Source organism: Clostridium tepidiprofundi DSM 19306 (genome assembly GCF_001594005.1).
In the GTDB taxonomy this organism is placed as follows: domain Bacteria; phylum Bacillota; class Clostridia; order Clostridiales; family Clostridiaceae; genus Clostridium_AC; species Clostridium_AC tepidiprofundi.
In genome coordinates this window covers 1-2,641 of sequence record NZ_LTBA01000099.1, presented here as the reverse complement: position 1 = coordinate 2,641, position 2,641 = coordinate 1, and the positions used below count along the sequence as shown (strand labels likewise).

General features: G+C 31.4%; 2 protein-coding genes and 1 pseudogene. 2 read left to right on the top strand and 1 reads right to left on the bottom strand.

What is annotated here, in order from left to right; all coding sequences use genetic code 11:
* Nucleotides 1–343, bottom strand: a pseudogene (locus CLTEP_RS13710) (DUF4351 domain-containing protein); the annotation flags it as partial.
* Between the two features lie 125 nt (nucleotides 344–468).
* On the opposite strand from CLTEP_RS13710, the gene CLTEP_RS13705 reads away from it, so the two are divergent.
* Together CLTEP_RS13705 and CLTEP_RS13700 are read left to right on the top strand one after the other, a co-directional pair.
* Nucleotides 469–1,323, top strand: coding sequence for an Rpn family recombination-promoting nuclease/putative transposase (locus tag CLTEP_RS13705; RefSeq protein WP_066827627.1), 855 nt, complete (start codon nucleotides 469–471; stop codon nucleotides 1,321–1,323).
* A 141-nt stretch (nucleotides 1,324–1,464) separates the two neighbouring features.
* Nucleotides 1,465–2,277 (top strand): Rpn family recombination-promoting nuclease/putative transposase, encoded by an 813-nt coding sequence (locus CLTEP_RS13700; RefSeq protein ID WP_084365005.1) that lies wholly within the window; start codon nucleotides 1,465–1,467, stop codon nucleotides 2,275–2,277.
* Nucleotides 2,278–2,641 lie beyond the last annotated feature (364 nt).

Here is a 2,641-nt window from a genome sequence, read left to right as displayed (position 1 = left end):
AAGTCTTAATTTTTTTTAGGTATTCGTTTGGAATCTTCTTGAATTTCTTTATTAACAATGCTGTTAATATTTCATATTTACCTTCAATTTTCCCTTCTTGTAGTCCCTCTTGCAATCCTTCTTGTAGACCTTTTTGTAGGTCTTCTTGTAGGCCTTTTTGTAGACCTTCTTGCAATCCTTCTTCACGTATCATTTTTCCTATTTCAGTCATAGAGAATACCTCCTTAAATTTTTTCTTACTATCATCATCACCGAATTTTTCTAAAAGAGCATATAATAAACTTAAACAATGAAGTTTGTTATCATTTTCTTTGATTTTGCTTGCAAGTTCAATGCTTTTCATTATAGCATAATTCACCCCAGGGGTAAAAAATTTTCAGTTATCAGAAATGGCGGTTTTATTAATTTTGATGTTACACCAAATAGATAGATATGATAAAATATATTTAAAGGAAGGGGATGATATTTATGTGCAGGTTGAATCCAAAAGTAGATTTCGTATTTAAAAAATTGTTCGGTAGTGAGGAAAATAAGGATATTTTGATATCATTTATAAATTCAGTGTTGAGTGAAGATGAGCAAATAGTGGATATAGAGTTAAAAAACCCTTATAACTTAGCAAATTACAGGCAAGGTAAGATGAGCATACTTGATATAAAGGCAGTAGATGAAAAAGGAGTATGGTATGATATAGAAATGCAGATTGCAGAGCAGAGCTTTTATGACAAGAGAGCTCTGTATTACTGGGCGAAGGTATATTCAGATCAGATAGAAAGTGGATATGAATTTAATTTGCTGAAGAAAACTATAGGTATAAATATATTGGATTTTGAATATCTGAATGAAGAAGAATATCATAATGTTTACAAAATATACAATGTAAAGAGCAAAAAGTCATTTAGTAATTTGTTTGAGCTTCATTTTATAGAACTTCCAAAATTCAAGAAAGATTTTAGTGAAATAAGGACAACGCTAGATAGGTGGGCAGCATTTTTAACAAAAGCGTATGAATTTGATAAGGATAGTGTGCCTGAAGAATTAGCACAGAGTGAGGAAATAAAAAAAGCAGCTGAGAAGCTAGATATAATGAGCTTAAATAAGGAAGAAAGAGAAATATATGAAAATGATTTAAAAGCGATGATGGTAAGAAATGCCGAGATTAATGCAGCTGAGGAGAAAGGAAGAGAAGAAGGAATCAAGGAAGGAATTATTAAAACTGCCAAAAAGTTATTAGATATGGGTATAGATGAGAATATGGTATCAAAAGCTACAGGACTAAGCGTAGAAGATATTAGGGAATTGTGCAATAAGAGAAAACAATAATAGAGAAAAGTAAAGGATGGTTTAATTATCACCCCAAGGGTAAAAAATTTCAGTTATCAGAGGTGGCGGTTGTATCAATTTTGATGTTACACCAAATAGATAGATATGATAGAATATATGTAAAGGAAGGGGAGGATATTTATGTGTAGGTTGAATCCAAAAGTAGATTTCGTATTCAAAAAATTGTTTGGTAGTGAGGAAAATAAGGATATTTTGATATCATTTATAAATTCAGTGTTGAGTGAAGATGAGCAAATAGTGGATATAGAGTTGAAAAACCCTTATAACTTAGCAAATTACAGGCAAGGTAAGATGAGCATACTTGATATAAAGGCAGTAGATGAAAAAGGAGTATGGTATGATATAGAAATGCAGATTGCAGAGCAGAGCTTTTATGACAAGAGAGCTCTGTATTACTGGGCGAAGGTATATTCAGATCAGATAGAAAGCGGATATGAATATAATTTACTGAAGAAAACTATAGGCATAAACATATTAGATTTTGAATATTTAGACGAAGAAGAATATCATAATGTCTACAAAATATACAATGTAAAGAGCAAAAAGTCATTTAGTAATTTGTTTGAGCTGCATTTTATAGAACTTCCAAAATTCAAGAAAGATTTTAGTGAAATAAGGACAACGCTAGATAGGTGGGCAGCATTTTTAACAAAAGCGTATGAATTTGATAAGGATAGTGTTCCTAAAGAATTAGCACAGAGTGAGGAGATAAAAAAAGCAGCTGAGAGGCTAGATATAATGAGCTTAAATAAGGAAGAAAGAGAAATATATGAAAATGATTTAAAAGCAATGATGGTGAGAAATGCCGAGATTAATGCTGCTGAGGAGAAGGGAAGAGAAGAAGGAATTAAAGAAGGAATTAAGGAAGGGATTAAGGAAGGAATAAGGAAGGAATTAGGGAAGGAATCATTAAAACTGCAAAAAACTTATTAGACATGGGTATAGATGAGCAGATGGTATCAAAAGCTACAGGACTAAGCGTAGAAGATATTAGGGAATTGTGCAATAAGAGAAAACAATAATAGAGAAAAGAGAATAGTAACAATATTCTTTATTGATTTTATAAGACTCCCACTTTTACAGGTGGGAGATTGAAGTTTTTGCTTTAGGTGGAGTAGAGTCTCCACCTAAAGTCCAGATGTTTTGCTTTAGCAAAACGAGTTCACACTTTCTATTCACTGTATAAGGTTTACTATTTTATAAGAAAACTTGAACATTAAATGTACTTTTCTAGATCTTTAATATCTTGCATATCGAAAATTTCTAAAGCTATTATATCAATTATGTTTGGAGGTAA

Bases quoted from the DNA above. Each gene is read 5' to 3' on its own strand.
- CLTEP_RS13705 (WP_066827627.1), top strand. From the start codon at position 469: ATGTGCAGGTTGAATCCAAAAGTAGATTTCGTATTTAAAAAATTGTTC.
- CLTEP_RS13700 (WP_084365005.1), top strand. From the start codon at position 1,465: ATGTGTAGGTTGAATCCAAAAGTAGATTTCGTATTCAAAAAATTGTTT.